Origin of the sequence: Kribbella sp. NPDC006257 (assembly GCF_040613535.1) — a bacterium.
GTDB lineage: Bacteria > Actinomycetota > Actinomycetes > Propionibacteriales > Kribbellaceae > Kribbella.
In genome coordinates this window covers 30,279-56,323 of record NZ_JBEXSJ010000039.1, presented here as the reverse complement: position 1 = coordinate 56,323, position 26,045 = coordinate 30,279, and the positions used below count along the sequence as shown (strand labels likewise).

General features: G+C 64.0%; 19 protein-coding genes. 6 read left to right on the top strand and 13 right to left on the bottom strand.

Annotated features, from left to right (window positions below):
- Positions 1 to 740: 740 nt before the first annotated feature.
- Positions 741 to 2,453 carry a hypothetical protein gene (locus ABZ004_RS33695; protein ID WP_355685350.1) on the top strand — a complete coding sequence of 571 codons (1,713 nt, stop codon included), beginning with the start codon at positions 741 to 743 and terminating at the stop codon, positions 2,451 to 2,453.
- Between the two features lie 71 nt (positions 2,454 to 2,524).
- Here ABZ004_RS33695 and ABZ004_RS33690 read toward each other — a convergent pair whose 3' ends face one another.
- From ABZ004_RS33690 to ABZ004_RS33665, 6 genes are all read right to left on the bottom strand, one after another.
- A complete protein-coding gene (locus ABZ004_RS33690) occupies positions 2,525 to 3,220 on the bottom strand; it encodes a GAF and ANTAR domain-containing protein (RefSeq protein ID WP_355685348.1) in 696 nt (231 codons plus the stop codon).
- Between the two features lie 2,039 nt (positions 3,221 to 5,259).
- The gene (locus ABZ004_RS33685) at positions 5,260 to 5,856 is read right to left on the bottom strand and encodes a hypothetical protein (RefSeq protein WP_355685347.1); all 597 of its coding nucleotides are present in this window, start codon (positions 5,854 to 5,856) and stop codon (positions 5,260 to 5,262) included.
- 446 nt (positions 5,857 to 6,302) lie between these two features.
- Entirely contained in the window at positions 6,303 to 7,124 is an 822-nt protein-coding gene (locus ABZ004_RS33680; protein WP_355685346.1) for a GAF and ANTAR domain-containing protein, read from the bottom strand.
- A gap of 195 nt (positions 7,125 to 7,319) precedes the next feature.
- Positions 7,320 to 7,562 (bottom strand): hypothetical protein, encoded by a 243-nt coding sequence (locus tag ABZ004_RS33675; RefSeq protein WP_355685344.1) that lies wholly within the window; start codon positions 7,560 to 7,562, stop codon positions 7,320 to 7,322.
- Positions 7,563 to 7,828: 266 nt separating this feature from the next.
- Complete coding sequence (locus ABZ004_RS33670) at positions 7,829 to 8,791, bottom strand: SDR family NAD(P)-dependent oxidoreductase (protein WP_355685342.1); 963 nt, start codon at positions 8,789 to 8,791, stop codon at positions 7,829 to 7,831.
- Between the two features lie 28 nt (positions 8,792 to 8,819).
- Complete coding sequence (locus tag ABZ004_RS33665) at positions 8,820 to 9,611, bottom strand: SDR family oxidoreductase (RefSeq protein WP_355685340.1); 792 nt, start codon at positions 9,609 to 9,611, stop codon at positions 8,820 to 8,822.
- Positions 9,612 to 9,758: 147 nt separating this feature from the next.
- On the opposite strand from ABZ004_RS33665, the gene ABZ004_RS33660 reads away from it, so the two are divergent.
- Positions 9,759 to 10,631, top strand: coding sequence for a helix-turn-helix domain-containing protein (locus tag ABZ004_RS33660; RefSeq protein ID WP_355685338.1), 873 nt, complete (start codon positions 9,759 to 9,761; stop codon positions 10,629 to 10,631).
- 1,021 nt (positions 10,632 to 11,652) lie between these two features.
- On the opposite strand, the gene ABZ004_RS33655 is transcribed toward ABZ004_RS33660, so the two are convergent.
- Positions 11,653 to 12,087, bottom strand: a complete 435-nt coding sequence (locus ABZ004_RS33655) for an FCD domain-containing protein (protein WP_355685336.1) — start codon at positions 12,085 to 12,087, stop codon at positions 11,653 to 11,655.
- Between the two features lie 12 nt (positions 12,088 to 12,099).
- Here ABZ004_RS33655 and ABZ004_RS33650 point away from each other — a divergent pair, with 12 nt between their 5' ends.
- The 3 genes from ABZ004_RS33650 (at position 12,100) to ABZ004_RS33640 (ending at position 17,242) form a co-directional block, all read left to right on the top strand.
- Positions 12,100 to 12,399, top strand: coding sequence for a hypothetical protein (locus tag ABZ004_RS33650; RefSeq protein ID WP_355685409.1), 300 nt, complete (start codon positions 12,100 to 12,102; stop codon positions 12,397 to 12,399).
- A gap of 591 nt (positions 12,400 to 12,990) precedes the next feature.
- Positions 12,991 to 13,935, top strand: coding sequence for a DUF2971 domain-containing protein (locus ABZ004_RS33645; RefSeq protein ID WP_355685407.1), 945 nt, complete (start codon positions 12,991 to 12,993; stop codon positions 13,933 to 13,935).
- A 340-nt stretch (positions 13,936 to 14,275) separates the two neighbouring features.
- On the top strand, positions 14,276 to 17,242 hold the full coding sequence (locus ABZ004_RS33640) for a DEAD/DEAH box helicase family protein (RefSeq protein WP_355685335.1): 2,967 nt from the start codon (positions 14,276 to 14,278) through the stop codon (positions 17,240 to 17,242).
- A 19-nt stretch (positions 17,243 to 17,261) separates the two neighbouring features.
- On the opposite strand, the gene ABZ004_RS33635 is transcribed toward ABZ004_RS33640, so the two are convergent.
- The 5 genes from ABZ004_RS33635 to ABZ004_RS33615 form a co-directional block, all read right to left on the bottom strand.
- A complete protein-coding gene (locus tag ABZ004_RS33635; protein ID WP_355685333.1) occupies positions 17,262 to 18,419 on the bottom strand; it encodes a Wadjet anti-phage system protein JetD domain-containing protein in 1,158 nt (385 codons plus the stop codon).
- Positions 18,416 to 20,047 carry an SbcC/MukB-like Walker B domain-containing protein gene (locus tag ABZ004_RS33630; protein WP_355685331.1) on the bottom strand — a complete coding sequence of 544 codons (1,632 nt, stop codon included), beginning with the start codon at positions 20,045 to 20,047 and terminating at the stop codon, positions 18,416 to 18,418. Before ABZ004_RS33630 ends, ABZ004_RS33635 begins: the two co-directional genes overlap by 4 nt.
- Positions 20,048 to 20,125: 78 nt before the next feature.
- Positions 20,126 to 21,781: an ATP-binding protein gene (locus ABZ004_RS33625; RefSeq protein WP_355685329.1), complete on the bottom strand. Its 1,656-nt coding sequence runs from the start codon at positions 21,779 to 21,781 to the stop codon at positions 20,126 to 20,128.
- Positions 21,778 to 22,353, bottom strand: coding sequence for a DUF4194 domain-containing protein (locus ABZ004_RS33620; protein WP_355685328.1), 576 nt, complete (start codon positions 22,351 to 22,353; stop codon positions 21,778 to 21,780). Before ABZ004_RS33620 ends, ABZ004_RS33625 begins: the two co-directional genes overlap by 4 nt.
- A gap of 83 nt (positions 22,354 to 22,436) precedes the next feature.
- Positions 22,437 to 23,921, bottom strand: a complete 1,485-nt coding sequence (locus tag ABZ004_RS33615) for a DUF3375 family protein (RefSeq protein WP_355685327.1) — start codon at positions 23,919 to 23,921, stop codon at positions 22,437 to 22,439.
- Between the two features lie 122 nt (positions 23,922 to 24,043).
- Between ABZ004_RS33615 and ABZ004_RS33610 the strand changes: the two genes are divergently transcribed.
- Positions 24,044 to 24,646 carry an OB-fold nucleic acid binding domain-containing protein gene (locus ABZ004_RS33610; protein WP_355685326.1) on the top strand — a complete coding sequence of 201 codons (603 nt, stop codon included), beginning with the start codon at positions 24,044 to 24,046 and terminating at the stop codon, positions 24,644 to 24,646.
- Between the two features lie 162 nt (positions 24,647 to 24,808).
- On the opposite strand, the gene ABZ004_RS33605 is transcribed toward ABZ004_RS33610, so the two are convergent.
- The gene (locus ABZ004_RS33605) at positions 24,809 to 25,666 is read right to left on the bottom strand and encodes a hypothetical protein (protein WP_355685325.1); all 858 of its coding nucleotides are present in this window, start codon (positions 25,664 to 25,666) and stop codon (positions 24,809 to 24,811) included.
- Positions 25,667 to 26,045 lie beyond the last annotated feature (379 nt).

The following is a 26,045-nucleotide window of genomic DNA, read 5'->3' as shown; positions in this document are numbered from 1 at the left end:
GTGTCATACAAGTTGCGGCCGACGCCCATGAAAGCTTCACAGACTACGGCGGCGGCCAGCTGCGCCTGGCCCGCGACCCCTTCGAGTAGGCCGTGATCGACACAGCCTTTCATCCACAACGGCTCCGACCTAAGCCGCGAACTCGACGCAAACCAAATCAACAGGTCCGCCAACAGCTTGGCCTCGCCCCCTGACGGACGAACCGAGCCGCCGCCGCGACTGACTCACCCGGCGCGGGGCACGCCGAGCGGATCACCACAAGGAGGTCGGTGCCGGTCAGGACAACAGCTACGTCGTCCGTTAGCCTTCGAAGGTCAGTATCGAACGTCGAACGAGCTCTTCCCACTTGCTGGCACCAGTTGACTAGTTCGGTGAAGGAACCCGTCCCATTTCAGCTCGAGCTGCGAGCCACCCGGCATACCGCCGCTCCCGGGCAGCTCAGACACCACCCGGGCCAGCACCGTCCCAACCCGGCCAAGCAGATCGGGAACCAAGGCAACCATTTGTTCAGTCTGCGCGGACCGGTCATCACTGTGTGCCCGTTCAGCGACGTTTTGCGTGTGTGGACTCAGCGTCGGCCGGGGCCCGACGGAGCAGCCGCAGTTCGACTGTGCAGTAGGGTTCGCAGTGGTGTGCCGGGAAGTCTGGTCGGCGATTGCTGATGCATGTTCCGACGAAAGGCGCACGGTATGGGCTCCCCGCAAACTGGCCGCGGTGGTAAAAGGGCAGGTTCAGCGGCGGTGTTGATGCATAGCCGGCCGGTGCTGCTGTTCGCGTTCGCGTTCGCGGTGATGGCCGATCCGGTGTCGTCGGTGGCTTATGCGATCGAGGCGGCGCTGCGGGCGCTCCACGGCGATCTGGCGTTGCTGCTGCCAACGATGGGCTTGGTCGTCGCGATCGTGGTGCTCGTCATCGTCAACTATCACCAGCTGGTTGCCCGCTATCCCCAAGGCGGCGGCGCCGCGGCGGCCACTGGTGAGGCATTCGGCGAGGGGGCGGCGTTCGTGCCGATCGGTGCGCTGATCGTCGACTTCGTTCTCACCATCGCCATCAGCTCTGCCGCCGGCGCATCAGCGGTCATCGCGTTCGTTCCGGCGCTCGCACCGTGGCGGGTCCTGCTCGCGGTTGCGCTGGTCGCTGTTGTTGCGGCAGGCACCTGGTTCGGACACCTCGGCCGGACGGTGTTCGCGGTCATGACGGTCGTCTTCATCGCCTTGACCGTGGTGATCTTGGTGTCCGGACTGTTCGTCGCCCCGCAACAAACCGGTGTCACTACTGGAGACCCAGGCCATTCGCCACTGCTAGCGGTCGCGTTGGCGTTTCCGGTCGCGATGGCGCTCGCGACCGGGATCGAGGCCCCGTCATCAGCGATCGCCCAGTTAGGGCAGCTCGACGACCCCGGGCGGCGCAGGTTCGGCCGCGTCACGCTATGGCTGACTCTCGGTGTTGTCGGCACGCTGACATTGGGCCTGACCGCGCAGGCAGTCCGGCTCGGCATCGGTGTTCCACACGAGAACACCACCCAGATCGCCGAACTCGCCCGGGCCGCGGCCTCCGGGCCGGTGTTCGCCGCGTTCCAGCTGGCCACCGCACTGCTGCTGTTGTCAGCGGCCAGCTCCTCCTTCCAGGCCGGACCCGGTCTGTTCAAGGCACTGGCCCGCCGCACCCATCCCAACGGCCCCAGCACCGGTATCCTGCCCGGCTGGGTCGGCCGGACCAACACCCACCACACCCCGTACTGGGCTGTCGTGGTGTTCGCAGTCGCGGCCGGAATCGTCACCGCCGCAGCCGGAGGCCGCGACCAGCAACTGGTCTTGTTCTACGCCGCCTCGGTGTTCGTCAGCTTCCTGGCCGGCTTGGTCGCAATGGCCCGCTTCTCGCTGCGTGAACGACACCACGGGTTCCTGATCATCAACCTGCTGGGCGCCGCCGCGGTGACCTTCACCCTCGTAGTCAACCTGACCCGAGGAGACCCCATCATCTCCATCGGCGCAGCGCTGGCCATCGCCGCCGGCCTCTACCGTTTGTGGGTCCGATCGGGCAGGCCACGCGGCATCCGCAACATCGCAGCCGAGGCCGAACTCGCGGATTGCCCCCCCCCGGCTACGGGCGAGGGGGCGGGATTGGCTGTGACTACCTCAACTTCATCCGCTCACGAGTGCTGGCAAGCTACGCCGCCAGATTTGACGAGTTCAGTGGAGGAACCCGTCCCACTTCAATTCATGTCTCGAACCGCCGGGCATACCGTGCTGCCCAGGCAACTGATCGACCGCCGGGCTAGCTCCACCGCTACCGGCCCGGGAAGATCGGACGCCAGCGCCCACCGTCCCGGTGTTGCTCTAGGCAAAGGTTCTGCCAGCGGTAGGCCCGGCGCGAAGCCGTACCGTCTACCGCGGGTCGCTCAAGGTCCCACGGCGCTCAGCACAACAGGCCGGCCCTCTGCTCTTACTTGAACGCTCACGACCTAGGAGGCAGACGGCCGGACGACTTCGGGCGCACCACCCGCCGCGTGTTTGGACCTCAGCTATCGGCCATTGGCCTTGGCGACGGTGTCGGCGATGATTCCGCACGCGACCTCGCGGAGCTTGACGTTGCCGCTCTGGGAGACACGGACCAGGAAGGCGAAGGCCCGGTCAGGGTCCAACCGGTAACGCTCCATGACGATCCCGACGGCCTGGCCGATCTGCGTGCGGCTGGCCAAAGCCTGACTCAGCGTCTCGTCGTGGCGTCCCCAGCCCAGTGCGATCGCGACCAGCCGCGCGAACATCTCCCCCAGCTGGCGAGTCTCACCGTCGATCTGGTCCGGCTGGCCGGCGTACAGGTTCAGAGCACCGCGGACATTTGGTTCGGCATGGAACTGGAAAGACAGCTGCGAGCCGATCCCGAACTCGGCCGCGGCCTTCGGACCGTACTCCGGCCAGCGCAGATCCGTCGCCAGGTCGTCGACCTGCACCACCGGCTCACCCGCAACAGCCTCGTAGCACGGTCCCTGACGCAGCTCATACTGCAGCTCGTCGGCACGTGTCGCCACCGCGTCGGTCGGCGCCAGTGTCTGGATCCGGCCACCCTTGGTGGTAACCGAGATGCTGGCATGGTCGATCCCCGGAGTCGCTTCAGCGGCGCTGCGAGTGATCCGGTCCAGCGTCGCTTCCAGATCCATCGGCAACTGCAGGGAGGCCGCGACCTCGTTGACAACACCAATGAGTTCATCCAGCTCCATAGCCGGCCCTCCCTGAAGGGGCCGGTTACCCGCCGGCCACGTTGTCCTCAGTCTGCACCCATGACGTCTTCACCGATCCTCGCCACCCCCGGTGTTCCAGTGACGTACCGTCAGGCCACGAATTGGAGGATGGGAAACGACTGACACCAGACCTGTGGGGTACTGGCCTGGTGTCGCCGGGCGGCGGCGGGCCGATTCCTCCGGCGCCGCCGACCGGCGACCCCAGGACTACGGCAAATCGCCGTCGGCGCCGAGGTTGCCCGCTGGGTCCAGGCCAGTCACATCATCCGCGACACTCACGGCGCCATCGAGGAGATCAACACCTACGGCCCCGGACCATACCCGCCCCGATCCCCCATCAAGACAAGCACCCCGACCCTCCACGTCCCGGCCTGTCCAAAGCCAACGTCCTTCCACTCCGCCTGACGACGGCCCACGAGGCGACCCTCCTGAACTGCCGACTTGACCAATCCATCCAGCCTCAGCAGCACTCAAACCGGACAATAGTCACTGACCTGCGGACATCGGCTGCTCCGAGGACTACCGTGAGGTCACCCCCCACCGTGCGGAGTCCGCCCCCCCCGTTGGACTCTGCACCAACGGGTGCCCTGGACGCATCGCGGCCCGGGGCACCCAGTTGCGCGGCAGCCCACACACAACGACTTGACGAGTTCAGTGAAGATACCCGCTTCGGCTCATAGCTCGAGCCTGACGGGGCGCGCGAATCAGGCACCTCCTTCGCAGGCCGGGCCAAGCTCGAAGTCCACCGGTCCAGACAGTCCCGGCGCGAGCTCGGCAACTGCGTCACCCGGAGCCAGCCTAACCCGTCACCGTCCGACGGACACCCGTACAGCTCAGCCGGCAACTTAGCCACCTTGCCAAGGTTGCCCTCGGCAAGCGCCGAGTGCTACAGCGAGCGATCTTCGACTCGGTTACTGAGTGATCTCAGCGCCATCGAACCGGGCTCAGCCATGCCGAGATCACGGATTGACGGGACCTGCTGCCTCGAGCCAACGCCGCTCTCCAGGCTTGCTGCCGAAAGCCCCGCTCCGTCAACAAGGTCATCGGTGCCACCAGCTACGCCACACGTGGCTAGATCTTGGCGCGTGGGGCCAGCACAACCATACGGTGAACTACCTTCACTATTTCGCCGGATCCTGTTCGCTCTAAGTCGAACACCGCTTCATGCATCTAATGTGTCGACGAGTTCAGACCGTCCACCCGCTGACCACTAGGTGCCTGGACGCGCGTGCCGATCGGACGGAGTGCCAGGGTTGTCCGGTCCAATCCGAGGACGCTGTCAGCAAGCCCGTTAGCAGCTGCGGTGAGTCTTCGGGCAGCCTCGAAGGTCACAGAGTCGCCGATCGGAGAAAACGCATGCTGACAGGTGCGCTGATCATCGAAAGCCTGCGGGTCGGCGCTGTTCTCGATAGCCCCGACCTGACCGTGCGAAGGTTAAGCCGCGCTCCTCCGCCCAACGTGACATCCGATCACCCCCCGGTCTGGACATTGTTGGAGTTCACCTCAGGCAGCGCCGGCCCCCGATCTGCTCGGCCAGAAATTGTCCGCCGTGCTCGACTCCCCCGGGTGGTATGCCAATTTCGACTCAGACGGCGAGGTGTACGTCGTGTTTCCCGGCCGAGTGTGTCGGTACGCTCGCGACGACGAGCAACACGAACTGGCGATGATCTACGCACGGTCCGCTGGCATACCTAAGGAACAATGCGACTGGCGATAGCGCACGGTCGGCCTGCATGCTTCTGCGGCGCCCCTCTGGCATCTCCTCATAGGTCCTGACTGGGCTGAGCGGCAGGCGGGAAGACACACGTCGATCCCCGCCCAGTGGCCGGCCGATTCGTGTCGGTCAGTTGCAGGTTGAACTCCCACGGCTCCTCACGGTCGGCGTACTCGATCCCCAGCCGGGCCGCCTTCACTGCGGCCTCGACCGCAGTGAAGTAGCCATCAACCGGGGAGCCCCCGGGGCCCTGCGACTGGTCCAGCTGCCGGTCCGCTAGCCATTTGCCTGCGGTGGCGGTGCTTCAGTCGGCGTCCGGCAGGGGAAAGACGAAGCGAAACTTGCCGTGGCCGGGCCCTTCGAACCCAGGGTTCTCCCATAACAACGCGGTCTTGCAATCGCCCTGATCCGTACGAGCGGCCGTCAATTGCACCACGGGTTGATCACCCAGCCGCACCGCCAGGTCCTCGAGTTCACGCTCGTCCCCTTCGCGTAGCGTCCCTGACGCCAAGAGCTTACCGTCGAGATTGATCCGCCAATCGACGCTGGCTTGCGGGCACCCGTACTCGATCCACAAGGTGCCGGACAACGACTCGGCATCTGCGGCATCGTCGACGGTGAACGACGTACTGACGGCCTTTCCAGAGTCCAGGTCCCACGTTTCGTACAAGGTGAGCCCGCTGGTCGAATGCTGCGGACGATCGCCGTCGCGGTACTCCAGCGGGTAGTCGGCCAACGCGTGCCAGCCCGACACGATGACCAGTCCGGACACCACCGCAACGGCCAAGCCGGGGCCGACGAACCAGGAACCGTCCGTGTATGAGACAAAGAGGAAAACGAAGCCGATCAGGACCACCGCCCAGATAACTCCGCTCGCGTAGACCATCTCCAGCCCGACCAACGATTCGCCTCCTCATCCGCAACTAAGTATCCCGGCCAGTCGGGCCACACGACGGGGAGCCGCTCAGCTCCTGAAGTGCGAGGGTCTTGCGGTTTTACCCAACCGGGCACCGACATAACTGGCCCGGCCGGTCTGGACCTGGACCTGTGGCGGCGCGCAGTCTGAAGGGCTGAGGTGCGTGGTGTGGAACTCGGCAGCACCTATCTGGTCGAGGTGCCTCAGGACCTGCCGCCGAACAGGTACCCGGTCAACGACGTGCACTCGACCGAGTCGCTTATGGCTGCGCTAGTCGCTGCTACGGGGACTCGGTTCGCGCTCACAATCGTGGACATCGACGCCGACGCTAGGCTTGTCGACCGCGCAGGGCGTCCGCGGCGTCACCGCGACTCACACCCGGGTGGCCCTCACGATTGACCAGGTCTTTGAGCTCAGCCTGCGCCAGGCGGCTACCAGATCAGTGGCGTGATTCGGACCGCGGCCGACGACCCGCAGCTGCCCGAGGTCGACGTCCTGACCTCGCCGGCGAGGTGGCTCCGGCCATTCGACGAAGGCCCGCCACCCCAACCCACCGAGACATCACAGGCCGCTACTGGTGATGCATCGCGGGGCGGGTCCGTAGGTCTTTCTCGTCCAGTCACGTTCCCGGTCTGGGAGGTCCGGACCAGGAAACTGAACGCACGATCGGAATCGAGCCGGTACCGCTCGACCACGATGCCGACCGCCTGCCCGATCACGGTCCTGGTCACGGGTGCTTCGTTCAGGCTTTCCTCCTGGCGGGTCCAGCCGAGCGCGACCGCGGCAATGTTCGCGAACAGCGCCGCGAGCTGACGGGTCTCCATGGTGATCTGGTTGGGCTGCTCGGAGTACAGGTTGAACCCGCCGCGCACGTGCGGCTCGGCGCGGAACTGGAACGCCAGCTGGGACCCGATCCCGAATTGCTTGGCCACGCGCGGACCGTACCTCGGCCAGCGCAGATCGCTGGCGACGTCGTCGGCCTGAACCACCGGCTCGTCGAGCACCGCCTCCAGGCAAGGCCCTTCACCGAGCTCGTACTGCAACTCGTCAGCCCGCACCGCAACCAGGTCGGTCGGTGCCAGCGTCTGGATCAGCCCGTCCCTGCCGGTGATCGAAATGCTCGCATGGTCGACGCCCGGGACCGTCTCGACCGCCGCTGCGGTGATCGTCTCCAAGGTGTCCTCCAGGGCGAATGGGAACCGCAGCGCTTCGGACACCTCATCCATCACGTCCAGCAGCTCCTGCAACTCCATCGCCCGGGGCCCTTTCGTTCGGGCCAGCGAAACACCGACCAGATGCCTCAGTGTGCACCTGTCTCCAGCAGGCGTCACCGCGGCTGGCGGCCCGATCTCGACTGGTTGCCACCGCAGAGATGCCGCCGGAACCGCTCAGCCCGCCTACCCAACACGCTCCCCCGGCTGGGTAGGCGACCGTCGCCGCGACAGTGGTCAGTCGACCCGCCGGCCGACCTGCAACTGCGCGGTCAACTGGCGGCCCTCGGACGGACCCGCCGTCTCAACCAGGGTCGCAAGGTACTTCCCACCGCCGACGTCGACCGGCGGTGACACGATCCGGAACGTCTGACCAGCGGTAGCGAACATCAAATCGACGGTGACCCGCTCCGCGGCAAGCAGGATTTGCCCCGGACCGACCCGGACTGCCTCCACCGGCTCGACCGGCTCGTCGCTCATTAGATCACCGTCGCACGTCAGCCGGGCCTCTGGACAACCCAAGCGAGCCGCAACCAGATCACTCGGGGGACTTCCCGGCGTCGCCCGGGTGCTGGGCAGCTATCCAGTAAGGCTAGGTGCCTCCAGCAACGGTTGCCGCGTGGCGTGGAAGTCGCATGGCCAGACCAACGCGCGATAAGCCTCGGGCGGCCGCACCTGGCATCAGCATTTCAGGCTTCGGGCCCCCCTAGCGGCAGAAGCTCAGAGCGCGAGCCGGGTCGTGGTCGTCACAGGCTGCTGGTCGGGGTCAGCAAGTCGGCGAGGCCCGCCCGATAGAGGAACTCGGCGCGGACCCGATCGGCGACATTCGCGACGACCTCGCCGCCGTTCCTGCTCGGGTCGACGTGGAGCCGGTATGGGCGATGTCCGGGCGGCGCGTTCACTGCGGTCACAACGGCGTCGGCGACGGCGTCAGGCGTGGCCTCGTCGGGGATGAGCGCGCCGAGGCGCTCGGACATCTGCCGCTGGAATTCGCCGTACAGGTCGTCGTACTCGGCTGCCCGGGCCGTGTCCGCCGGGCGACCAGAGTGGGCGAAATGATTCGTGCCGGACAGGTAAGCCCCCGGGACGACGATGGTGGTCTCGATCCCGAACCTGATCAGCTCACCGGCGTAGGTGACCGCCAGGTTGTCCATGGCGGATTTGGCCGCGAAGTACGGTCCCACGAAGGGCGGGGTGCCGCCGTGGACGCTGTTGGAGCTGATCCAGACCAAGTGACCGCTGCCCTGCCCTCGTAGCCGCGGCAGCACGGTCCGGTTGACGCGCTGGGTGCCGAGCACGTTGACGTCGTACTGTCCGGCAAGTTCCTCGGGGGTGAAGGCCTCGGCTGGTCCGAGAACCATGTGTCCGGCGTTGTGTACCACCACGTCCAACCGTTGCGTTGTCTCCAGGAGCGTGGCGATGGCCCGGTCGATGGTTTGCTGGTCGGTGACGTCCAGATCGACGGGGTGGATCGTGAAGCCGTTGCTGGTGGCGTAGTCGGTCAGCGCAGTGGCGGCAGCTGCGTTGCGGCCGTCGAGTTGTCTCATTCCGGCGTACACGGTGTGGCCCGCGGCCGCTAGGGCGCGTGCGATGAGAGCGCCGAAGCCGCTGGAGGCGCCGGTGATGAGCACGACCTTGCCGTCGGGCGAGGGGACCTGGCGCGGGTCGTCGTCAGCGCCGGCCCCGGGGTTCGCGATGGGATGCAGCATCGGGAATCTCCTTTGTCTGTGTGCGCGGTCAGAGGCGGTAGCCGCCGCTGGCCTCTATGCGCTGGGCGGTGATCCAGCCAGTACCTGTACTGACCAGCGCGGCCACTGCGGGGCCGATGTCGCCGGCATAAGCAACGCGGCCGAGGGCGGTCGCAGCGACCAGTGTGTTGTGAACCTCGTCGCCGGCCCGCTTGTAGAACCCGTCGGCGAAGTCGGTGAGGACCGGGCCAGGAGCGATGGTGTTGACAGTGATGCCGCGCCGACCGAGCTGCGCCGCCCAGTACCGGGTCAGTACTTCGATTGCTCCCTTCATCGAGGCGTAGACGGCGTTGGGGCCGCTGACGAACCGGGCGAGCCCGGATGAGAAGTTGACGATGCGGCCGCCGTCAGCCAGCAGCGCCGGCCTTCCCTCGGGCGCGACGGCAAGTGCCTGGGTCAGCAGGTAGACACCCTTGTATTGAACGGCGAACAGCTGGTCGATCGTTTCCTCGTCGGTGGAACCGAGGACGGTGCCGCTGGTGAAGCCGGCGTTGTTGACCAGGATGTCGAAACTGTCGCGTCCCCAATGGAGACGAACGGTCTCCCGCAGGTTCTGCACGAATTGCGGGAAGGTGTCGGTAAGGGTGGTATCGAGCTGGATGGCGGCTGCGGTCCGGCCGAGCTCGGCCACCAGGTCGACGACCTGCTTCGCCTCGTCCTCATGGGAACGGTAGGTGAAGACGATGTCGACACCGTCGGCGGCGAGTGCTTCAACCACGGCCCGGCCAATTCCGCGGTTTCCCCCGGTGATCAGCGCGATCCTGGGCGTCTGTGAGGACATGGTATTCCTTCTCTTTGAGGCTCTGCGGCCCGCGAGTGCGGCGCCTGCTTCGAATGTTGACCCAGGCTCACCGAATCAGGGAGGCAGCGCCTACCCAGGGGACGGCGACCCCTGCTTGCGGCCCGGACAGGCGCGCATAGTGGGTGTATGGACCTCGATGCACTTGGCTCGTTCTTGCGGAAGAGACGCGACCGGGTGCGGCCACAGGACGTGGGAGTGGCCGTCGGCCCGCGGCGCCGGGTGCCTGGGTTGCGCCGTGATGAAGTCGCCCTGTTGGCCGGCGCATCGACCGACTACTACATCCAGCTCGAACGCGGTGACGCTCAGCCTTCGGAGCAAATGCTGGCCGCGTTGTCCCGAGCGCTGCGGCTTACCCACGACGAGCGTGACTACCTGTTTCAGCTGGCCGGCCGGTCGTTGCCCTCGGCCACGGGCCCGTCCGCCCACGTGCCACCGGCGATGCTTGACCTACTGGACAGGCTGCAGACCACACCGGCGATGGTGATCACCGATCTGCACGTCACCCTGGTACAGAACCCGCTAGCCCGGGCGTTGCTCGGCGCCCCGGTCGCGGCCAAAGGGCCGCGAGCGAGCTTTCTGTACCGATGGTTCACCGAGCCCGAAGCCCGCCAGATCTATCCCGAGAACGAGCACGACCATCACACCCGAGCATTGGTAGCCGACCTGCGCGCCGTCGTTGGCCGCCGCGGCCGAGACTCCGACGTACGCACCATGGTCGACAATCTGCTGCGCTACAGCGAAGAGTTCACCGACCTGTGGGAACAGCAAGACGTCGCAATACGCCGCGATGACCGCAAACGCCTCCTGTACCCGCCACTGGGCGTCATCGACCTCAACTGCCTCGCCCTCCACAGCGCGGACGGTCTGCACCGGCTCCTCTGGTTCACCGCACCGCCCGGCACAGCAGCCGTCGAACAGCTCGAACTGCTCGCCGTCATCGGCCTACAGCAACTGGACACCGGAACCACCGCACCTCAAGCCCAGCCACCGCACGGCTGAGCGGTCAGCAACCGCGAGGCTCCCAAGTACCCCATCCCTAAGGGACGGACTACTCCCTACTGCGTAATCGTGCACAGCGGCTACGCAGCAGCGCTCGACCGCAGGGGTCAGCGACCTACGAGCCCGGCGCGGTCGATCCTCTTCGTGGCGGATTCTTCGTAGAGGCCGTGCGGAACTACGGCTGCGGGGCCTCAGCCAGATGGAGCACGAACGGATCGGCCAGGTACTCGCTGTGCTCGCCGCCGGGGTCAACCCCACGGTTAGCCATTGGACAGGCTGATGCTGTGGCGGATCTTGTCGGTGGCCGGCCGCTGTCCAGGGAGTCATCTTGAGCAGGATCGGCGGAGCAGTGCGGGCGACCAGGACGCCGGTTCCGAAGGGGAGGGTTCGGATGACGTCGAGCGGGAGGGTTGCGATTCTGCGAGTGCTGATGGAGAGAGTTCGTCCGCAACACTCCCGCGTCTCTATGAGCCAAGGTGACCGCGACCTGAACCTGGTCCGCGAACTCGACCCGCAACTCCAAACCTTCCGCGACTGGCTCGCCGAGCACAAGATCGCCATCCCGCTGGGCTGACGGTTCAATGGTCTGCGGCGGCTTCGGACCTCATCCAGGCCGCTGCGTCTATCCATCCGGTGCTCACAATCTCGCAACCGTCAGTATCGTTTGCCAGCACGCCACGGAGCAGATCCCCACCAGCACCCGCCTCTTCCGATCCGCCCGGGCCGGCCGGATCCACGTCCTCCTCGGCTGCACAGGCACGACGGGCATTAGCAGACCGGGCTGCCGCCGTGCCCGGCCTGGGATGCCGGCGTCATTGTGCGCTCGGATTGGCAGCGGTCCCCGGCACCGGCCTCTTTCGGCCACGACGGGGCCGGCGGTCTGCGATGCGGGCCGGTTCCTCCGCCGAGCGGTGCGCAACTGGTCGACGATCCGATGGGCGGAAAGGCCCAACTCGGCCAGCCACTCACGCTGGCCCAACGAGACGTCGGCATGGTCAACCGGCGGAGCGGAGGTCGACACTCAAGCAGAGGTTCCGGCGATCACGTCGACGGCGTGGCGGCGGTGCGCGGCGAAGAGGGCGAGGGCGGTCTGGGCGTCGCGGGAGCGTAGGGCGGCGACAAGCTCGTGGTGCTCCCGCGGGATGCTGTCGAGGTAGCCCTCGGCACTGTGGCCGATCCGGGTCAGTAGGAACAGATGGACCTGGCAGCGGACAGCGTCCCACGCATCGGCAAGCCGCTGGTGGCCCGCGGCGGCGAAGACGGCGTCGTGGAACTCGATGTCGCAGCGCACCATCTCGTGGGCGCGGGTGGCACGCTCCATCGCATCTGCTGTCTTTGCGATGGAAGAAAGATCCTCGTCCGAGGCCCGAGCGATCACCTGCCGCACGGCGAGATCCTCGAGCGCGCCCCGCAGGCTGTCAAGCTCAGCCACGTCCTCGGGAGACAGCGTCGTCACGGTGGTGCCTCGGTGCCAGGCACAGTGGACCAGGCCGTCGCGTTCGAGCAGCCGGATTCCTTCGCGAACCGGACCACGGAGATGACGCTCGGCTCGTTCTCCGTCGCCGTGCCGATCCTCGACTCGAGTGGGACGGCCGCCGCCGCGCTCGGGATCGTCATACACACCGTTCGCGCCGACGCCGGGAAGCTCGTCCCTCCGCTGCGCGCAGCCGCCGACGGGATCGAACGCCGCCTCAGGGAGAGCGCCGACGACCCGTATCCGACCCTGCTACACGACCTACCGCGTTCAACCTCACCCCACAGCGCCTGACCATCAAGGCCACACTGATCGAGAACTCGCGCCTTCGTGAACCCTTGCGGACAAGCATATTTGAGCTCACCTGACGTCTTGCCCAGGAGCCGTCGCGCGACGATCAGTTGCTGGATTTGCTGGGTGCCTTCGAAGATGTCTGGGATCTTGCTGGTACAAGCGAGCGCAGATCGGCCACTACCCTCGATCTGCGCTCTGACCTGCAGTTTTGTCCTCATCTGTTCTCAACCCTATGCACCGCTTCTCAGCCTCCCACGGAGCAGCGACGGAGCTACGTTCACCAGGTTCTGTGTGCATCGGACCAACGTTGTCCTGGTCAGACTCGATCGAGCACCCAGCGACAGTGGCGTACACCGATCACCTGTTAACGGGCGCCAAGCCCAGGCCAATCCGCTGTCCGGCTCTGTCGATGTGTCTCGGATCTGTACATCCAGCCAAGTCCGCCCCGCTTGGGCCTAACTGGCATCGAAGCAGCGCCCGCAATCGGCTCCATGAAACATCGACCGAGGGGACCGACGACTGATCGATCGAGTTCAAACCGGAGCAAAATGGTCCCGCGAGCGTGACGGGCGATACGGTTACGTCGTGATCATGGGGAACCCGATTATGCCGACAGGCGTGCGCTTAGCGACAGAACCAGTCTTCCACTACACATCATCCGGCGGCCTGATCGGGATCCTTGAGACAAAGCGCCTCCGGGCCTCTGAGGCGTCGGGTATGAATGACCTGGCAGAGGTCAAGTCTGGCTGGGGCACCATCAAAGACTGGCTTGCCGGGCAAGGAGAGCCAAAGGCCATCGACCTGCTTCAAGACCTCGCGGAGAACCCGAGAAGACGTCCACACGAAGTCTTCGTCCTCTGCGGCTTTCTACTTCCCGACGATGCGAACCAATGGCGCTTGTATGCAAACGGCGGCGGCGGATACGCCATAGAGCTGGATCCGTCGGTCCATCTCGTGGCGTTCTCCGAGCATCCGGCTAGCGAAGACGATCCAACCTACGGACTGCGAGCGAGAGACGTCGCCGAGGTGAGTCCATGGCTCCACGTGATGTATGACGACAGCGAGGTGGTTGCCGCACTGGAAGAGATCGTTGCATCGGTCGAAGATCGTCTCCTAGAGATCGAGGCCAAACGCGAAGACGAATATCGAGACCATCTTTCCGAGCAGTTGGAGGGGGACACTTACGAGGCCCTGGCCACTGTTGCGCACCTCAGGAAATCGGTCGGATTCTCCGGTGAGAACGAGGTACGAGTAGTCACAACCTTCTTCTGGGGCAACTCGAACATCAACTACCGCCCAGGTGCATATGGGGTCGTCGGGTACGCCGACCTCACCGCGACTTCCGCAGGCGAGGCAACGTCTCGAGTACTTCGCCCACGACCTGATGGCACATCTCCGGAGACAACCCTCCCTGTGGTCTCGATCCGGCTCGGCCCATTGCTCGACGACGGCAATACGAAGACCATCGAAAGCCTGCTGAGAAGCAACGGATTCAGGAAAGCTCCGGTATCGACCTCTGACGTACCCTTGAGGTGACCTGCGGTTGCCGCCTCGACCAGGGGTCCGGATCTGGCAATGCCTGCGATGTTGTCGCCATAACCATCGCCATGATCAAACGCAGGCGACGGATGCCGGGAAGCACCTCCGGCTCAAGGACGGATCTCGCGGACCCCAGCTCTGAACACACGCTCCTCACCCAGTTGAACGGCGAGGTCTCTACGAGCCGGTTGTCAAGCTCCCGCAGGTCAACGGCAATTTCACCTGGAAAAATCCACTGCAACACCTCCGATTCATTCCACGAATCGACATTCGCCTCGGTAGAATCTAAGGCCATGGATCCGCGATCGACCTACGGCTCCGCGGTTGGGGGAAACTAGTGGCTACTGAAGAGCCGGGATATTTTGCATCAAACGCTGCGAAAATTCAGGTCTTCGGCGAAGTTAAACTCCGACGCGACCGTCCTGCTTCGGACAACGCCCTCAGGCGCGCGCAAGTCGCCGCTTGCCTCGCTGTGGGAGCGCACTTCTCAACTAGTTCCGAACCCGCGATCGTCTCTATGCCGACAGGCTCCGGGAAGAGTGCGGCAATGTCGCTACTGCCGTTCATACTGGCGTCGAGGCGAGTCTTGATGGTGACGCCTTCACGGCTACTAAGGGTGCAGCTGGCCGCCGAGCTTTCAGGACTCCTCGTGCTACGGCGTGTTGCTGCCGCGCCCACGGACCTGCCTGCGCCAAGGGTGGTCGAGGTAACGCGCCGCCGGAGTACAAGCGAGTCCTGGAGCGAACTCGAAACCGCCGACGTGGTGGTCGGTACACCGAACGTGTTGTCACCGTCGTATGCCGAGGTGACGGCCCCACCGGAGGATCTGTTCGATCTCGTCATCTTCGACGAAGCTCACCACACACCTGCAACTACCTATTCTGAAGTTCTGAAAGCGTTTCCGGCGGCCGCTGTTGTGCTATTCACGGCGACCCCGTTCCGGCGCGATAGACACCCGCTGCCTGGGGTACCCGCGTACACCTACGGGCTCGCTCAGGCGCTCGAAGAAGGGGTTCTGGCTCCTGTCACATTCATCCCAGTGGACGCCGGCAGCGAGAATCAGGCTGATCGGGATCTCGCCCTGGCCACGCGAGCCGCCGAACGAATGCACAGTCCCGAACATCAGCGTGCAGGGAGCCGGATTCTGGCACGGACCGCGAGTGTCGATCATGCAACGCAGCTCATCGACGTGTACCGGGCAGCCGGTCTTGAGATGGCACTCGTAACTGCATCCACAACGGCCAGGGGCCTCCGTCGTGCGCTCGACTCTGTTCGAGACGGGTTTCACGCGGGATTCATGAGCGTCGGGGTACTGGGCGAGGGATTCGATTTCCCGGCGCTCAAGATCGGTGTCTACCACCAACGACATGCAAGCTTGCCAGCGACTTTGCAGTTTCTCGGCCGGCTGAGCAGACCGCTGCCACTTGAGGTACCGGCAGAGCTGCTAGCCGTCCGACAAGAGGTCGACGATGAGACGCGCGACCTCTATTCAAGCGATGTGGCATGGGCTTCACTCGTGCCCGCACTCGCCGACGCCGCCGCCGCTGGCGAGTCAGAGAGGCGAAACTACGTCCGCTCTTTCGATCCAGCTCCAAAGGATCCGCTGAGCCTGGCCGCGATACGGCCTCGGAAAGATGTGCAAGTGTTCGAGCTGAGCGACTCAGCCGGCCTCGATCTGGCCGGCGACATCGCGCACATCGCAGGTGCACCGGTGATGTACCACGGCACGGATGCCGCGCAGGAACTCGCTGTCATCGTCACGGAGCATCTTGATCGGCCCGCATGGCTCGATGCCGATACTCTTGACAGGTATCGCTATGAACTTCATGTCGCCTACTACGACAAGCAGTACCAACTGTTGTTTGTGCACGGAACCAGAGACGCCACCATTCGCCAACTGCTGGCCGCTTTCGGGTACGCAGACCCGATACAAGTAGATCCGGCGTGGCTCGATCGCCTGCTAACCAGTGTGGCGATCGCGGACTACCACTCGGTCGGTATGCGCAGTGCCCGCGCCGCCGGCGGTCGTCTAGCCGCTTATCGCATGATGGCCGGCGCTGGAGTCAACAATGCGGTACTGCCATCGGAAACGCGGAGCTACGGAACAGGCCACGCCATCGCAAGAGTTCGCAATCCGATGACTGCGACCAGCGCGACCGTCGGCGGTACTGCGGCGGTGGCGGCCGGCATCACGAGTCTCGGCGTCTCATATGGACGGGCAAAGGTGTTCAGTCCGGACCTCGCGCAACTCTTGGACTTCAAGCGATGGTGTCACCGACTCGGTGAGCTCGCTAGCATGCACGGATCGGTCGCGCCATCCGGACCTCCAGGACTGGCCATCCTCAGTCCAAGAAAAATTTCCGCCTTCCCGGACGACCCTTATCTCGTTCTTGTCGATCCCTCGTTGATCGGTCGGGGCCTCACCCTGGTCGATCCGGTGACGGGAGTTCTAGCCGCGTTGGAGGAGACGCAGTTCTCAGCCAATAGGGAGGCACCGCATCTACTGGAACTCAGGGCGCAGATGCCCTCTGGTCCCACCTGGCTGGCGTCCCAGTCGACAAGCGGTGACATCGGCACCGAGCAGGATTGGGAAGTTCAGGACCCGAGCGGAGACGTAACTCTCCTTAGCGAACTACTCGCGGACACACCTATCACGGTCTTCTACCCATCGGGCAGCAGCACAATGGGACATGTCCTGTTCCAACCTCGGAGTACCTACCCTCCGATACCCGCCGCAATGGTCGAGGATTGGCCGTATTCAAAGTGCGACATCACTGCTGAGCACAAAGACGCAGCACCCGGCTTCAAGACGGTCAAGGAGTCAACGCCGGACACATTGGGAGCCAGCCATCATTTTGTCGTGGACGACGACCGTGCAGGGGAGGTTGCGGATCTGGTCACCATCGATAACTCGAATCCGTCCCTGCCGACAATCTCGCTTCTGCATCTGAAGGCCTCATCCAAGGCTCAGCCTGGAGCGCGAGTCGACGATCTGTACGAAGTACTGGGGCAGGCGTGCCGCAGTGTCGTATGGCTTGACACTGCACGCCTGGCCAAGCGCTTGCTAGCGAGACTGGAGACGGGCAGCGTCGTGCGTCGCGGCGATCCGGTCGACGTCACGAAGTTGCTTCGGCTCTGGGTCGAGACGCCCGTCGCCGCCAAGTGGATCATCTCGGTCGTACAACCCGGCCTAAGCGCCGCGGCGGTGAACTCTGGGACGAATATCCACATCATGCTCAACGACCTTCTGGAATGGGTCGTCCAACATGACGCGACTCCCCTAGTTCACCCTCACAGCGTTTAGCCGATCTGGTCCGTCTCGGTCAGCCGGGTGGACAGCAGGCCTCTTGGAGACGGTCCAGTGCTGCGGTGAGTGAAATTCGTTCCTGTTCGATCCGGCGATAACGTGGCCACTCCGGTGTGGTCAGGTTCTCGTAGACCTCGCGCTCGGCCGCTGTAAGGGTTGGGCATGGCTTGCGTGGCCGGCAGGGCAGAAGCTTGCCGTGCTCGTCGGTGTTGGTTCCGAACCGCTCGTATTCGTCGTACGCCGTCTGGTCCATCAGGATCGTCTGGACCTCGAGGCCGGCTAGGCGCAGCCTATCGACAATCTCGTAGCCGCGGGAATCCATATCGCCCCAGTAGATGATGTTGGCGGCTGAGCTGATCCATGACAGGAGAGGAAGCAGCCGTGGTGCGGCATCACCGTTGCCTTCGACCGCTATCGCCTGTTCGAGCGAAGGAAAGAACACCGCCGTGTCTTTGTTCTCCAGGATCACGACAGTGTTCGGCTGGTAGGGAAGCTGAACGTTGTCCCCGATCGTGAACGAGTCATGTTTGCGACCGCCGGATTCGTGATGGGCTGGGTCAAGGTAGGTGAAATGCACGCGAGTGGGCCGTGTCAGGAGACCTAGGTCCGCCTTTCCCACCAGCGTCGAGATGAGTGCGTGGTGGCGATCGAACCACTTTCCCTGTACGCCATCGACTGACACCTGGCGTGGAGTCAGACCGGACGCATCGTTCGCGGAGAACCAGTCCACGGCCGCCAGTAGTATCTCGAAATCGACGTCCTTCCACTCTGAGACTCTTTGGAGGACGGACGGATTCGCCGTCATCTGGGCTGCCTGCTGAAGTGCGGCCCATCGCGCTCGGAGGACTTCCAGGCGCTGCGGCCAGCCATCCCCTGCGAACTCCGCCGTCGCGACCAGAGACGCGAACCGGAGGTGGGTCGGCAGCGGCTGCTCGCCACGATTAAGGCGCCTGGACACCCAGTTCACCTCTACCCCCGCAGGCAGTGAGAAGCGGCGCCAGGCGAGCGCCTGATCTCGAGTCTCCTGCCATGTCTGCAACAGAGTTGCAGCGGTTGGCATACCTAGTGCGACAGATAGGACCGGACAATCAAGAGCAGAAGCGGCAACCCGCGTCGCCAGGTGTTTGTTGAGCCATTTCAGTACCTCGGCCCTGGCGTTCTCGACTGTCTTCATCGCTGATCGCTCTGTACAGTGCTTGAAGCAGCATGCGGTCTCATCCAGTCGAGACGCGACCTTCCGGCGGCGTCCTTGGACACCGACCAGCACAAGTCGGCCTCGACCATGACCGACTCATGCTTGTCGAGCGGAACCGCGATGATCGGTTGGAACCCGAGGCGCTTCCATACCGAGGCGGCTCTCTGGGTGGTCTCTGGATCTGCCTTGACCATGCCTTCATCGAGGAAAACCGGTGCGAAGCGAGGCTTGTCGTCTTCGAGCGAGCCGACCTGGTACCGGATCGCGGCCGCGATGATGAACATCGTGAGTTCCTGGCTTTCGCCGCCGGACTTGCCGGCCAGCGTGTCGTGAATGGCGATCAGCGCACCTTCTTCGTCACGATGCTGCGCCTCGAGCCGGAGATGACGCCGCACATCGAGCAGCGGATCGGCGGTGCGCGAATCCTCGAGTTGTTCGACGACGTCCTTGAATAGGGTGAAACGCGCTCGAGCCTCGTCGTAGCTGAGGTCATGGGTGCTGTGCGAAGTGATCTCGCTCAGCCGATGAAGGAACGTCACTGCCTCGTCGGGCATCCCGCCGGGCCTGACAGCGATGCTGATCCTGCCGCGACCGTCTGCACCGTATGGTTGATCGCGCAGGATGCTGTTGACCTGCTCTAACCGCCTGAAGATCATCTCGGTTTCGTTCTGGTAGGCGGTGTTAAGGTGCATCACCTCGAGGCCCGCAAACGTGGTCGTGTAGTCGGCGAACGTCTCCTTGGCCTTGTCGACCCCCGATTCCAGGTGACCGTCGAGGATCGCCTTGAACTCCTCGTAGGACAACTCAGGATCCGTAGTCAGATCGGGATCCTTATAGACGCGCTGATACGTGGTAAAAGCGTTGACGAGTTGGTCGTAGGCAGCCTTCCCCTCGCTGGCGACGGCGTTCGCTTGACTGTTAAGCACCTTGACGAAGGGTCCGAGTATGCGGGGTTCGAAATCGTCGGCGGCGACCGGCCGACCATCGAGATGCTCGCGGAGTAGCAAATCCATCCGGTCCAGACAGGGTTCTTCAATTTCCTCGAGGCGTAGCAGATGACGCCACGCGGCATCAGTTCGATCTGCTAGAGCAGCGTGTTCCTCCTCGGCAGCTGTCAGCCGCGCCTGTTCCTTCTGCTCCGCATCCCTGCAGTCCCGGCTCCGCTCAACGAGTTCGAGCCGTTCTTCCTCGAATGCCTTCAGCGCCTTGTCGGCCAGTGCCTCTTTCCGTTGCTGGGCGAGCCGATCAAGCCGTTCGGTCAGGGTCGCGACATCCAGGTCGGACCAAGTGGTCCGGAGGAACAGCTCATGCGCTCGATGCTCCGATTCCAGCTCCTTGAGGGCTTTGTTGGCCTTGTCCTCCACCGAGTCCGCCTCGCCGAGGTCGCTCTCCAATCGGCGCAAGTCGGCTGCGATCTCATCCAGTCGCGCTTGCGGCGAAAACCCAATGATCGGCTGGTGTCCCACCTGGCCGCCGTGCGAACCACGCCGGCCATCTCGCATCTGGCCGGCCTCAGTCACTCCTCGACGTCCGGACGGCAATTCGCTCAGGGCACGGCCGTCCGGCACACAGAGGTGGTCGTACCGGTCACGGATCTGTTCCGACAACCATCCGGCGTACGGGTGGTCGCTGAATTCAAAGCGACCAGCCAGACTCTCGGGATCACGTTCGCAGACAGAGCGGCCCTACAGCGGGACAATGAGGCTGGTGACCCGTCGCCCTGTTCGCTCGGTGTCTGTGAGTACACGGAACCGGGTGGCACGATCCGCCGGGACCAGCAACTGAAATGCGAACCCGCCAAGAGTCAGCTCAGCAGCGGTCCGCCATCCCTGCCATCCGGGACCCATGTCGATCAGTTCAGCGACAAACGGTAGTTCTCGCTCGGGGATGCCGGTCAGATCCGAATAGCGTCGCCGGATCTTGGTCAACGGTTCAGGCACCAGATCCTTTCTGCCAGTCAAGTAGCGCTGTTCGTTGACCAGATCGGCCTTGCGTGCAAGTCGCGGGAACTTCGCGCCGACGGCCTTCTTCCAAGCGTCTTCGGCGGTAGCATGCCGCTCGAGATACGACGTTTCGAAGAGACGTGACGTGGCCACCTGTCGGTTGTAGGCCTTAGCTGTCGCCGGAACACCAAAGTGGCTGCCGCACAGGTCTTTGATTTGAGCCCGGTTGGTGTCCGCTCGCTGATGTGCATCGCTGGTTTCCCTGATCTCGTTGTCGATTCGATCAATACGCGCCCCACCATTTGCCTGCCGTTTTGCCTGGTTGGCAGCGAGGAGACGCTCGATTTTGTCGACCTCCTTGGATGCCAAGAGAGCGGCCGCCTGGGCATCTTTGCGATCAGCCGAGTTTTTCTGCTCGCGAACGGCCAGAAGGTCGTACTCACGCGAGCGTGCCCACTTCCAGAAGGGCGTCAGCGCCTCAGGGTCGGTTGATGCGGCCAAGGAGGCGTAGAACCGGCCTGCGTCCTGGCTGGTGCGGTAGGTGTTCCACCAGTCCGGGATTCCTCCCAGGATCCTGACCTGGTCCTCGATCAACTCGACCTTGCCGTGAGCTTCGTCGAGCTTTGCGAAGTGCTTCACCGCGTCAGCCGCTTTGGCGAAGGTCGACGGCTTGTCGAGGACGAGACGGGTGAACAGTTCGTTGACCGAGGCGATGCCGTCGCTGGACTGCACTCGATGCAGCAGCTCCATCGCGCGGCCGCCATCGCCGTTCACGCCGATGCCGAGGCGTTGCCACAGGACACGATGTAGCGCCGGCAGATTGTCCTCGAAGGTCACACCTGCGTACTCCCGCTTGATCGCCCTGGGCATCATCGGCCTAGCCAGGTGCTCCCCTTGAGTGAACTGTTCGAGACATCGTATGTCGAACTCGCCATCGACATGGGCGAACCGCTTCACTGACGGCGTGGTCTGGTCATCTGGACGAGCGAAGTAGACCACGAACGCGGTAAGCACCGCGTTGTCGGCGTTCCGCCAGGTCTGAGCAATTGCGGACCAGACGGTCCCCGCCCGCAGTACCTTGTTCACTTCGTCCGCGCCGTCACGGCTTTTGTCGAGCATGCCGCGCATGTATGAGACGACGTTGCGTTCCGCCTCGTTGCGGGCGTGTCCGGTAGTGGCGGCGTTTGACGCTCGGTTGAGGCGTGTTTTGGTTGGCTGCATCAGGACTGTGTTGGCGTCCAGGTAGGTGGACTTCCCCGAGCCAGTCCTTCCGCTGAACATCGTGACGCCACCAGCCGCGGCGAACGTGGTCCGCCAGTAGCCCTCGAAGCAACCCCAGTTGATGGTCTGCTGGGAGTCCAGGCTCCATTGCCGGATCGGCTCCTTCGATGTCGTCATGAGTCCTCCTGATCGTCATCGACCTCGGCCTGATCTGTACCGGGCGCACGATCAGGTTCGGTCAGCCAATCGGCCAGCCTGCTGATCGCCTCAGCGGAGAAGAGCACTTGGATGGCCGGCGAGACCTCCCAGTCGTCAGCCTCCTTTCCTCCGATCAGGAGGTCCTGTTCGACGAGACCCCGGATCGCGGCATTGACGTTTCCCGTGCGGGCCTTCCGGTTCGTTTCGTCGTCGGGCCAGAACGCCTCGATCTCTGCCACTAAGTCAGACCGGCTCACCTGGACCCTCTCAGCGCCGGAGTGGGTCTGCCGGTTGTACTCCGAGCGCAGGTAGAGCATCGCCGTGCTCAGCTCCCGGGTAGCACGCTGCTCACGCAGCAGTACCCGGTAATCCACGCCATCTGGATAGACCTGCCGCTTGAGGACCACCTGGGCGCCGCGATCAACGGTCAGGTCGATGTACATGTTGTGGAAATGTCTGGTCACAGCAATCTCGTTGTCGACGAACGTCTCCCACAGCCCCGGATCGCTGCGGCCCAGCAAGACGCGGCGATTCATCAGGTTGGTGATCACCGCACGGACGTCCGCTGGAAGATCTCCGCTGTCTCCTTCGAAGTACGACCTCTGCGAATAGTCGTCTGGCTCATCGTTCGACATCACTCGTGATCGCCTTCCTCGCGTCGCATCAGTACGAGTGGGATCTCCACGTCCCGCACGGTGCCGTCCGGAGCCAAAGTCCTAACTCGATCGCAAGAATCCATGGCATAGGTGGTACCGGGGCGCCGGTGGGCTACATCGAAGTAGGCGACCAACTCGACGGCCCGGCGGAGGTCCGCCGGCGCCGCCTCCCAGATCGCGGCAAGCCCGACCTCGCCCGTCTCATCGGCGAGTACGCGGGCGACGTGATCGCGGATTGCGGTCACGTGTGGCCCGCCCCATCGACGAACCTCTTCCTCGGACACTGGCGTCGCGTCCGACACCGGCACATCCATGAGCCGAACTGGTGGCGGCACCGGCCTTGGATCGTGCAGCCGCTGAATCATCCGAGGCATGTCGACACGCGCCACCGTCGGAACGACGCCAGCCGGGATCGTCCGGCCTTGGTAGGCCAAGAGGCCTGCCCGGGCGGCCCGGATCGCCTCGTCGACGCCGCTTCGCGAGTCGCCCCGGCCGACGTGGCGCTCAAGGGCGCCGTGTACCGCGACCGAGATCTTGCGAGGCCCGTCGAGGACCGCTTCGACGTTCCCAGTGAAGACTGCTGTGATGTCGGCAAAGGTCGCGCGCTCCGAGGCGGTCAACCCGTCGGCGAACTCGTGCGCCATGATCCGGGTGATGTTGCCCCGTAGCTCAGCAACCGTCGAAGAATCGCGCAACAGGTCGACAACGCCCTCGAACGCCTTACCGGACTGGGTTCCTCTGATCACACCAAGTGCGTCGCCTGAAGCTTGCGCCATGATTCCGCCGGCCGGATCCTGCCCAGTAAGGAGCAGCTCGAAGATGCGTCGCTTCGCTGCCGTGAAACTCTCGGCGACACTCCGAAAATCCGCTGGGATGCTAGCCATCAGATGAGAGATGTGGTCGAACCGCTGGACGAACTCGTCGAGCGTCGCCTCTTCGAGCTGCGCCCCCTTCCTGAGCCGCCGCAGTTGTGCGGTCTGCTCCCGGATCCGCGCCTCAAGACGAGCGATCGCAGACGCGCGATCGGGATCGACAAGCTCGGCCATGCTCTCGATGGCTTCCAGAATGGTGCTGACCCTGGTGGCTGACACCATCCGGCGGTTCGCCAGGCCGGTTGTCCAGGCGATCGTGTCCTTGCTCGCCGAGGTCAGGAAGTACACGCCGGTGCCATCGGGCTGTGTGTCGTAGAACAACCACCCCTCCGCTACCCACTGGGCGCAAAGCTCTCGGGCGGAGGCCGACGGAATGCTGTGTCCAGCGTCCCGCAACGTCCCCAGCACGTTGCCGACATGGCTTCGCAACTGGTCGTCAGGGACAGTCTCGCGCCCAGGAGTGAAAGCAGTGGTGAAGACCGTCAGCACTACCTCGCCATAAGTCTTGGCAAGAAAGGTGACTGCAGGCCTGCGGTGAAAGACATCGTCGGCCACGGCGTACGCATCGAGGATGCTGGTTTCCAGCGCCATTCCGGCCTCCCCTTAGTCGCAGCGCCATCACTTACCACTCGCTCCGACGGTAGGTGACACCACCGACAGAATTGCGACTCAGCGTGATCTCGTTACACGAATGGACCGCTAGGTCGCAAGACATGGCCGACCTCGTACGGCGTACCGGAATCACCGCGCCACAGATAGAAGCCCTCGCTACGGCCGGGGTGATCGACTGCTTCGGGCTCAGCCGCCGCCAAGCCTTGTGGGAAGCCGGGCGCGCCGCCGAGGAACGACCCGAACGGTTCGCCGGCGTCACCGCCGTCGGGCCACCACCCACCCTGCCCGGCATGAGCGACGACGAAATCACCATCGCGGACCTCTGGGCCACCGGCATCACCACCGGCAAACACCCCATCCAACACCTCCGCCAACAACTTCAGGCCGACGGCATCCTGTCCGCCAAAGAACTCCGCACAGCACCCGCCAACACCCGGGTCCGAGTCGCCGGTGTCGTCGCCCACCGCCAAAGGCCGGCCACCGCCTCCGGCGTCACCTTCATGAACCTCGAAGACGAAACCGGCATGATCAACGTCATCATCTCCATCGGCTGCTGGAACAGACACCGCAAAACCGCCAGTGACTCCGGCGCCCTCATCATCCGCGGCCGACTCGAACGAGCCGACAACGTCACCAACCTCATCGCCGAACACCTCCAACGCCTCCCCCTCACCGCCCCCACCCGATCCAGAAACTTCCGGTAGGCCAGGCTGGCCGGCCGACGAAGACATCCAGAAGCGGCACCCGGTCCTACCTGGCCGCTGCCGACAAACGTCCCGATCCTGCGGACCTAGTTGCTGGCGGGATGGATCGCTCTCGTAAGTCGACCGGTTCCAGATCTCGGTGCGCCAGTCAGAGATTTCAGGTCAACGGCTGCCGGTTTTGAGGCCGAGGACGAAGAGGAAAGCTGCGACGACCAGCGTCACAATGGTGGTGGCAAGTTGCTTGATGCCCTCTTGGCGAAGGGTCGCCTGGAATTGTTCTCTCACGGTTTCCTTTCGGCCCTTGTTCGTGAAGAGGTCATATCTGAGACTGGCCATCACGCCGGCCGGGGTGCGCGGGTCTGCAGACAATCCAAGCCATTCACGGTTGAGCAGGGAGATGACGGTATCTGCCAGGGCAGGCTGGCCGTCGTTGGTCATCAGGGTGCGGCAGTGGTAGCACACATGACCGAGGAGCACTTTCTGCCGGACATCGGTGAGGTCCTCGGTAAAGTCGAACAGACAGCCCTTGGTGCCGAGATGCACGGATCCGCCAAGGCTCGGGCACATGGCCCCCACCGCTTCGCGAACTAACAGCGCCTGAACGAACTCCACGAACGATGGCGGCGCCATGGTGCGCTTCCAGTCGCCTAGCGCGAGTACCGAGACCTCGTCTCGCCTGGTGGAGTAGTAGTGGTCGCTGAAGCAGCACTGGCTGATGACCACGAACTGGCCAGGGGGTCTCTCAACGAGGCCGATCTGAATATTGCTGATCTCGATATAGGCGCTCGCAAAGCTGGCGAAGTCAGGCATTAATTCTTCCGCTTGCGCCCGATCCACCGATTCGTGCCCCCTGAGGAGTCTCAGCAGAAGTGGAGCGGAGCGAAAGTTGTAGAACTCGAACTGGAACAAGCTCTGTTCCTTGTTCATCGCCAGGATCAGGTACTGCAGGGCACCCACATTCATCCTGCGCGCAGGCACGACGACAACCCCGATCCGACAGGGCACACGCTCCTGAGCCATCGCGCCATGCTAGCTGCGCGACCACCAGTACGCGCGACAATCGGGCGAGCCGACCCGCGCTCACCTTCACCGTGTGGTGAGTGCGTCCATCCCCCGCAGCAGCGGTAGAAACTGTCGGCGGCTGCTGGGTCGTTCGTAGTAGGAGGGTCACCGGAGGACAATTTGGAGCCAAGACCGCCGCGCAACCTGCAGCGTGAAGCGGCGGTGGTGTGGGGTCGAACGTGTTACGGACCGTTCCGACGGCAGGCGCGGCGGGAGCCGGCTACGTGGCGACGTCGACGCGATCGTGCGCCAGGCTCTGCGAGAGGCCGACCGACCCGGACGTTGCCTGCGACGTAGTTGCAACTGCTAACCAGGACCCGCCGGACTCTCAGCCGCT

Bases quoted from the DNA above. Each gene is read 5' to 3' on its own strand.
- ABZ004_RS33645 (WP_355685407.1), top strand. From the start codon at position 12,991: ATGGGGAACCCGATTATGCCGACAGGCGTGCGCTTAGCGACAGAACCA.
- ABZ004_RS33625 (WP_355685329.1), bottom strand. From the start codon at position 21,781: ATGACGACATCGAAGGAGCCGATCCGGCAATGGAGCCTGGACTCCCAG.
- ABZ004_RS33680 (WP_355685346.1), bottom strand. From the start codon at position 7,124: ATGGAGTTGCAGGAGCTGCTGGACGTGATGGATGAGGTGTCCGAAGCG.
- ABZ004_RS33675 (WP_355685344.1), bottom strand. From the start codon at position 7,562: ATGAGCGACGAGCCGGTCGAGCCGGTGGAGGCAGTCCGGGTCGGTCCG.
- ABZ004_RS33610 (WP_355685326.1), top strand. From the start codon at position 24,044: ATGGCCGACCTCGTACGGCGTACCGGAATCACCGCGCCACAGATAGAA.
- ABZ004_RS33665 (WP_355685340.1), bottom strand. From the start codon at position 9,611: ATGTCCTCACAGACGCCCAGGATCGCGCTGATCACCGGGGGAAACCGC.
- ABZ004_RS33690 (WP_355685348.1), bottom strand. From the start codon at position 3,220: ATGGAGCTGGATGAACTCATTGGTGTTGTCAACGAGGTCGCGGCCTCC.
- ABZ004_RS33635 (WP_355685333.1), bottom strand. From the start codon at position 18,419: ATGAAGACAGTCGAGAACGCCAGGGCCGAGGTACTGAAATGGCTCAAC.
- ABZ004_RS33605 (WP_355685325.1), bottom strand. From the start codon at position 25,666: ATGGCTCAGGAGCGTGTGCCCTGTCGGATCGGGGTTGTCGTCGTGCCT.
- ABZ004_RS33660 (WP_355685338.1), top strand. From the start codon at position 9,759: ATGGACCTCGATGCACTTGGCTCGTTCTTGCGGAAGAGACGCGACCGG.
- ABZ004_RS33615 (WP_355685327.1), bottom strand. From the start codon at position 23,921: ATGGCGCTGGAAACCAGCATCCTCGATGCGTACGCCGTGGCCGACGAT.
- ABZ004_RS33670 (WP_355685342.1), bottom strand. From the start codon at position 8,791: ATGCTGCATCCCATCGCGAACCCCGGGGCCGGCGCTGACGACGACCCG.